Source organism: Chryseobacterium sp. CBTAP 102, from assembly GCF_003201365.1.
Lineage (GTDB): Bacteria > Bacteroidota > Bacteroidia > Flavobacteriales > Weeksellaceae > Chryseobacterium > Chryseobacterium candidae.
In genome coordinates this window covers 9,638-16,192 of the sequence record NZ_QICX01000024.1, presented here as the reverse complement: position 1 = coordinate 16,192, position 6,555 = coordinate 9,638, and the positions used below count along the sequence as shown (strand labels likewise).

Here is a 6,555-nt window from a genome sequence, read left to right as displayed (position 1 = left end):
GGTTAAGTCTTCTCCATTTTTAAAGGACTTATAGAAATCCTTGTTGTTTAATAAGTCTTCTTTGTCTATCATAACTATGTAATGGTTAAAAATAATAAAAAGTTATTTCCGTAAAATTTTTTGAGCTATGAGGGCTCAAAATTTTCCAGAATAACTTTTTAACTTACACAGTTAGTGAGACACTACCTTTAATGATATCTTTTTTCATATTCATATTATTTATTTTTTAAAACCTTTAAGATCAAATCCATTAAACATTGACCTTTGATCAGCTACAGTATCACCCATATTACCTCTCATATATTCATTGAAATTCGAACCAAACTTAATAGTTTTTTTATTGAAACCATTTAAATACATCCAAGAACCCCATAAATAATTACCGGCATCATATAAATTATATAAGACATTTGAATCACCAAGTCTAAAATAATCCGTTGTCTCGTTTAGTGTTTCTAACCAAGGCCTTCTTCTATTTCTTTCATATTCTGGATATATAAATTTAGGCCCCAGTGAAGATACAGCAAAATCAGCTTCCTTATAAGATTTCTGTTTAACTATACCTAAGGCTGTGATTTTATGATTCCTAGCTTCACTCAAATTTCCTTGTTTTTCTGCAATTTGAGCTTTCATATTATACCTTAATGCATCAAATCCAGCACTTTTCATAAATTGAAGCAAAATCCCTTTATTCACTCTATGATATAATTGTTCACCTAATACATAACTTCCTGGCTTTAATTTATCAGCATCAACACCTGTAGGATCATTCAAAAATAACTGTGATCCTTTTTCATCAAAAAAACGATTAGGTTTATTATTAGCATCAATTTTTATTATCTTACCACGATAATCTACAGTAATATCATCTAAAAGAGAATTAAAATCAAAACCAGTAAATATATTACCTCCTGAAGATTCAGTACTTGTAGACATTGTTGCTACATAGGCTTTAAAAGCAAATTGTGCATCAGCACCTGTAGCAGTCATCCCAGCCCCTGTATTTATAACATCATTCCCATCCGGATCAATCACCATCACAGGATTGTTGATGGCATAGTTATAAGGACTCCATGCACTGTATTTCTCAGACATGGCATCCATGGCACCCCATCTTCCCAAATCGGGCATCAGCATCCTGGCTCCGTAATCATACATTCCGGTTTCCTGAAGCTCTTTCCCGTTGTATTTGTAGCTGTAAAAACTTCCAAAACCCGAAGTACTGAACGGCCCTGAGATATGGTTCAGCCCAAAAGGGTAATAGTTGTTGGTATCGATAATTTCAGGAACGTCTGTGCTGTTTCTCGATAAAAAGAAGACTATAAAACCACTGCAAAAGCAATGGTTTTAATTTATTTATGGATACGAGCAAGGTGCTTGCGCCAGCTTGGGAGGAAATTAGATAAATAGTACAATAAAGATTGTTTTTTCAATCAATCTTTTATTCCATTTAGATCAAAATCTACTTCATTACCATCAATACAAATGAATCTCACATCTTTGCCATTTATTTCCATTTTTTCATAAAGTTCAGGCAAAGAAATAGTTGTTAGTAAGCTAAAGCTTTTCAGATTAACAATTAAGATTTCCAACTCTGTTATAACAATAATAAGATCATCAAGGACAACCATATTATAGAAAAAATATGAAAGTTCAAGTTTAAGTCTTATTCTTACTAAATTTAAATCAATTAATACAAAATTTTGATCAATTCCAATTGCATAGTTTTTTTGGTTAGCCTCTTTAATAATAGGTTTAACAATTGTGCTTTGCCAACCAAATTTAAAACTGTGTATATCATTTGATATAATTCCAAACATCCTGTCTGTTAGATTGTCTTCAAATAATATTGGTAAATCTGAGTTTTTATAACTTACTTCAGAAATTTCTTGTAAATACATATATGGTTTTATTTATAAATTTGAGGAATTAGTGTTGTTACTTTAGGTTTAGTTGCCATATTTCCTCCTTCATAGAAAAATGCAACATTAATTTTTCCTTTTTTACCGATTTCAATGAATTTGGTTACTGTTGTACCGAATTTGTTACTTTGACTTTTTAATTCTGTACCTTCAGCTAAAGCTTTACTAAATATTTTCATCAACTGATCCTCACTCTTTATACCTAATGTACCTAAGTCTTTCAAATTTTGAGCTGATCTTTGAATATTGTGTATATCACCAGTAGTAACTTTTCCGAAGAAATAATTAAATTTTGCTTCAGCTATGGTAAATTCCAAAGCTTTTGAGGCTTTTCCAAATGCCCCAACATGTCCCGTTCCCATTCCAGAACCTATCAGCCCATGTTCTGCTCCCCATTTAATACCTCCTCCTACGTTACTGCGTATATAACCTGACATTTGACCTCTGAGATCATCCATTCTTGCCTGTCCTTCTGCATCCAGAACAAAAGCATTTCTTGTATGAGTGTCAAACCAACCAGATAAAGGGCCTCTAATATTTTCCTGTACCCAATTTGCTGTTTTTGTTCTAAATCTACTCAGTTTATTACCTGGAGGGTCATCATCATCATCATCACCATTCATGAACCGGTTAAAATTAGCCTCTGTAAAATAATTACCTGATGATTCACTACTTGTAGACATTGTTGCTACATAGGCTTTAAAAGCAAACTGTGCATCAGCACCTGTAGCAGTCATCCCAGCCCCTGTATTTATAACATCATTCCCATCCGGATCAATCACCATCACAGGATTGTTGATGGCATAGTTATAAGGACTCCATGCACTGTATTTCTCAGACATGGAATCCATGGCACCCCATCTTCCCAGATCGGGGATCAGCATCCTGGCACCATAATCATACATCCCGGTTTCCTGAAGTTCTTTGCCGTTGTATTTGTAGCTGTAAAAACTTCCAAAACCTGAACTACTGAACGCTCCGGAGATATGGTTTAGCCCAAAAGGATAATAATTGTTGGTATCGATAATTTCAGGAACGCCTGTGCTGCTTTTGGCAAAGGTTACCCCTGACTAAACTACCTTCGCAGCCTTCGTAAAAGCTTCTCTTTAACTCGTCTGTCAAGGTAGTCTCTGTATTGTTAAATATAGTGCTTTCGTCAGAACAAATAAAATAAAACCACTGTTTCACAGTAGTTTTATTTTATTTATGGACATGAGCAATACGCTCGCGCCAGCAGGATGATTACATTTTTTTTTCAATAAGATTAGAAAACTGCTATGGTATTCAATTTATCATACACTCCTCCTATTTACATCTACCATAAAAAAGTACTTTTAAATTTTCATTATCAATATAAAGGCACCTAAAATGAGGATCAAAATGATTAAGAGACGGCTCTAAATTATCTATAATATTAATTTTCTCATTAAACTGATTTTCACAAAACTTTTCTATACTTATTGAATCATTTTCACTGAATAAATATATTGTGTCCTTTTTCATGATTTCAACTCCCTTTATATTTAATATTTTAAGGTTCGGTTTATAATCCCCTATTTCTATAAAAGTTGTATCATTTTTCTTATTAAAATAAATACTTAGATTATTGCTTTTTGATGCTTGCAGCCTATTCAATCCTTTTTTATAAGAATCTATTTCTCTTTTTAGATTTTCTTTGATTGAAATTCTGGGATAAGAGTACTCTTTAATGTTTTCTTTTTTATTTTCCTTACAAGAAAATAAGATAAGAAAAAGCAATAATGCTTTACTTCCTTCTAAAAGATGTCGTATCATAATATATAAAATGTGGTCGGTTATCTGGATTACCTATATATATCCATGGATTAGCTTTTATTTGCCCTCCATATTTATTTAATAAATTTTCGTAGCTACTCCTGTCACCAGTCGGTTGATTATAATCTATAGCTCCGTCTTTTTTGAATCCGGAAGGATATGCCATTTCATCATACCTTCCTTTTAATAAATGTCTATTTTCCGGGTGGTCATAGATTAAGAAGGGGTGAGAATGTCCGGACCCTAATAAATTATAACCAGATTCTAAATATTTAAAAATTGCACTCATACCAACAGAACCATCTTCATGGTCACTATTAATTATTGTCACTGAACTGTCTGAAAACCATCCATTTTTAGTTAAATGATTAAAACCCTATTCTTTTTCTGTATTTGCTGCTAAGAAATAGAAATAATTCTTTATTTGCTTTGTGGACACAGAAGAATTTTCAAATGTTATTGTTGTTTCCGTAGGCTTATATTGATTGGAATAACTATCATATTTCATATCTTGACGCAAATTCTTCATAAACTCTTTATTTAATTTTATAACTTTAGATTTATCCCAATTATATAATCTATCATAGCTATACTTTGTTTCTGATATTCGTTCAAAATTACCATTTCGATTCAATATATAGTCATCACCAAATAAATTGGAAGAAAACCCCGTAAATATATTACCTCCCGAAGTTTCAGAACTAGTAGACATTGTTGCTACATACGCTTTAAAAGTCTGTTGTGCCATTTCCCCTGAATAAGAAATATCATTCCCATCCGGATCAATCACCATCACAGGATTGTTGATGGCATAGTTATAAGGACTCCATGCACTGTATTTCTCAGACATGGCATCTTTATGGTGTAAGTCTATAGGATGGTAGAATAAAAAACATTGTCTTGCAATTATTCTTAGCAGAGGACATGATCGAGACGCTAGCACCTGCTTTGGGACATACAATACCAACTGTCCACAATATCATTAAAATTAGAGTATTGAAAACCAATACTCTAATTTATTACCAGTACACTTATCTGACTTTCTTTTTAAAAATAAATTTATAATATAATAGAACTATACTTGTATAAATAGCTACATTAATTATGAATTGTCCAATACTACTTCCATTAAGCTTTTGACAATCACTTGAATAAAACTCAAAGTAAAATCTTGGTAAGCCCATTGAAAAAGCATTATTAAAAGGTTCTTGGCCAAAAGATTTTTGATAGAAAATACTTAAAAACAGATAAGAGAAAAATCCTACTACTATTTTTGTTATTCTTATTATTAGCTTCATAACTAGATATTAAATTTATTTTGATGGCACTGTTCATTTCTATAATATTCAATTAGCTGAAGATGTAAAATCAAAAAAACTTTTGAATAGTCTTCTGCAAAAACAAACAGCCTACTCATAATATAATATCTTACAACAACAAATTTTACATATTCAATGATCGTCTTTAATTAAAAGAAGATTATTTAAAATCTCAGATGTTAATTCTTTTATGCTTTCACTTTTAGCCATCTTATTTCTTTCTTTGTACAAGGAAACTAAATCATTAAGAATTAAAGGGTGATTTGAATATGAAATTTCAAAATCTTCTAATTGAGGATCATATTCTTTTATTTTTGAATAAATTAATTCTTTCATTTTTTACAGTAAAGAGCTAAAAATCGAACCATCGGGGTTTAAGCTTTGAAATATTGTTCTAAATATTTAATATCCTCAGGATTATTAAGATTACAGTCAACTATGATTACATTTTTATTTACTAATTCTTTTAGATGTTCAAAGATTTTTTTCAAATTATCAATCAAAAACTCAAATGATATCATATGGAAACCAACATTGCTAATAACGATATTATCTTTTTTTCCATCAATTAATAATTTTAGTAAAATTATATGTAATTTACCTAAGGTATCATCTACTCTAATTTCAATACCTGTTAATTGCTTAAATAAATTAATTAATTTAACTCTCTCATTCTTCCTAATTTCATCGTAAAAATAACTTATTTTTAGAGCATTATCATAAGCGAAATTAACGAAAACATACTCATTCATATCCTTTAAGGTTTGTAACTCCTTTGAATTTATTATAGATATTCTGTTCATTATCTTGTGGGTTTTACAGGGAATTTATATACTTTTCCATAATTAGCAGGATTTGCGTTATCCCATTTTGCATTGTTCATAAGTATATCCATATACTTATAGTCACCAGTTAATATTTTATATTGGATAGCAGAATTCATTCTATGGTTACCATCATTTAAATAAAATTTCCCTTCCCATCTAAACCCTGCTACTCCTATAGGTTTATTAAATGTACCATTCATCATTTGTTCTAAGTACTTTGCTGTTATAGCCGGATCTATTCCAGAATTGAGACTTTTGAAACCTTGAGCTTCTGCTTCGGCAGCAATCCTTGATGTCATAGAAACTTTTTCGGCAGTAGCTATAGTCTTTCCATAACCACCAAACATCAATCCGCCACCGCTTCCTTCATCTTGAAGAATTTCCATGTGGCTACTGTTGACATTTCTGGCGAATCTGTCCAGCCAGCTTTCTCCTTCATGATAGAGGGGATTATCTCTCCATGTTCTATATTGTTCTAATGGGCTTTCATCATTCGCATTTACATTAGCATTTCTAATAAGTCCAAATAATGCTGTTTGTCCATAGCTCATTGAGACCCTCTCCACTTGCCCAACTTCTACTTTATTTCTATTCCTACCAAACAAACGATCCCACCAATTGCTTACCCTTCCCCAGAAACCAGGTTTTGGATCTTCTCCAAGAGTTCCACCAAACCCCGTAAAAATATTACCT

Annotated in this window: 9 protein-coding genes and 1 pseudogene; all 10 read right to left on the bottom strand. The window is 31.6% G+C overall.

Features of this window, described 5'->3' with window-relative positions; translation table 11 throughout:
* Window positions 1-219 precede the first annotated feature (219 nt).
* On the bottom strand, window positions 220-1,278 hold the full coding sequence (locus C8D70_RS20435; RefSeq protein ID WP_262509794.1) for an RHS repeat-associated core domain-containing protein: 1,059 nt from the start codon (window positions 1,276-1,278) through the stop codon (window positions 220-222).
* A 155-nt stretch (window positions 1,279-1,433) separates the two neighbouring features.
* Window positions 1,434-1,901, bottom strand: a complete 468-nt coding sequence (locus tag C8D70_RS20430; protein WP_110368513.1) for a hypothetical protein — start codon at window positions 1,899-1,901, stop codon at window positions 1,434-1,436.
* A gap of 8 nt (window positions 1,902-1,909) precedes the next feature.
* Window positions 1,910-2,947 (bottom strand): RHS repeat-associated core domain-containing protein, encoded by a 1,038-nt coding sequence (locus C8D70_RS20425; protein WP_228408076.1) that lies wholly within the window; start codon window positions 2,945-2,947, stop codon window positions 1,910-1,912.
* Window positions 2,948-3,227: 280 nt separating this feature from the next.
* On the bottom strand, window positions 3,228-3,716 hold the full coding sequence (locus C8D70_RS20420) for a hypothetical protein (RefSeq protein WP_110368511.1): 489 nt from the start codon (window positions 3,714-3,716) through the stop codon (window positions 3,228-3,230).
* Window positions 3,688-4,047, bottom strand: coding sequence for a hypothetical protein (locus C8D70_RS20415; protein WP_110368510.1), 360 nt, complete (start codon window positions 4,045-4,047; stop codon window positions 3,688-3,690). The genes C8D70_RS20420 and C8D70_RS20415 overlap by 29 nt, the downstream gene beginning before the upstream one ends.
* Window positions 4,048-4,092: 45 nt before the next feature.
* Window positions 4,093-4,566 carry a hypothetical protein gene (locus tag C8D70_RS20410; protein WP_110368509.1) on the bottom strand — a complete coding sequence of 158 codons (474 nt, stop codon included), beginning with the start codon at window positions 4,564-4,566 and terminating at the stop codon, window positions 4,093-4,095.
* A gap of 181 nt (window positions 4,567-4,747) precedes the next feature.
* Entirely contained in the window at window positions 4,748-5,014 is a 267-nt protein-coding gene (locus tag C8D70_RS20405; protein WP_110011503.1) for a hypothetical protein, read from the bottom strand.
* Window positions 5,015-5,167: 153 nt separating this feature from the next.
* Entirely contained in the window at window positions 5,168-5,371 is a 204-nt protein-coding gene (locus tag C8D70_RS20400; RefSeq protein WP_110011504.1) for a hypothetical protein, read from the bottom strand.
* A 38-nt stretch (window positions 5,372-5,409) separates the two neighbouring features.
* A complete protein-coding gene (locus C8D70_RS20395; RefSeq protein ID WP_110011505.1) occupies window positions 5,410-5,838 on the bottom strand; it encodes a hypothetical protein in 429 nt (142 codons plus the stop codon).
* A pseudogene (locus C8D70_RS20390) lies at window positions 5,838-6,555 on the bottom strand (hypothetical protein); the annotation flags it as partial. The gene C8D70_RS20395 and the pseudogene C8D70_RS20390, both read right to left, overlap by 1 nt.

What these genes read in the sequence shown, in the direction of transcription:
- C8D70_RS20430 (WP_110368513.1), bottom strand. Translation starts at nt 1,901, where the DNA reads ATGTATTTACAAGAAATTTCTGAAGTAAGTTATAAAAACTCAGATTTA.
- C8D70_RS20420 (WP_110368511.1), bottom strand. Translation starts at nt 3,716, where the DNA reads ATGATACGACATCTTTTAGAAGGAAGTAAAGCATTATTGCTTTTTCTT.
- C8D70_RS20405 (WP_110011503.1), bottom strand. Translation starts at nt 5,014, where the DNA reads ATGAAGCTAATAATAAGAATAACAAAAATAGTAGTAGGATTTTTCTCT.
- C8D70_RS20395 (WP_110011505.1), bottom strand. Translation starts at nt 5,838, where the DNA reads ATGAACAGAATATCTATAATAAATTCAAAGGAGTTACAAACCTTAAAG.
- C8D70_RS20410 (WP_110368509.1), bottom strand. Translation starts at nt 4,566, where the DNA reads ATGTCTGAGAAATACAGTGCATGGAGTCCTTATAACTATGCCATCAAC.
- C8D70_RS20400 (WP_110011504.1), bottom strand. Translation starts at nt 5,371, where the DNA reads ATGAAAGAATTAATTTATTCAAAAATAAAAGAATATGATCCTCAATTA.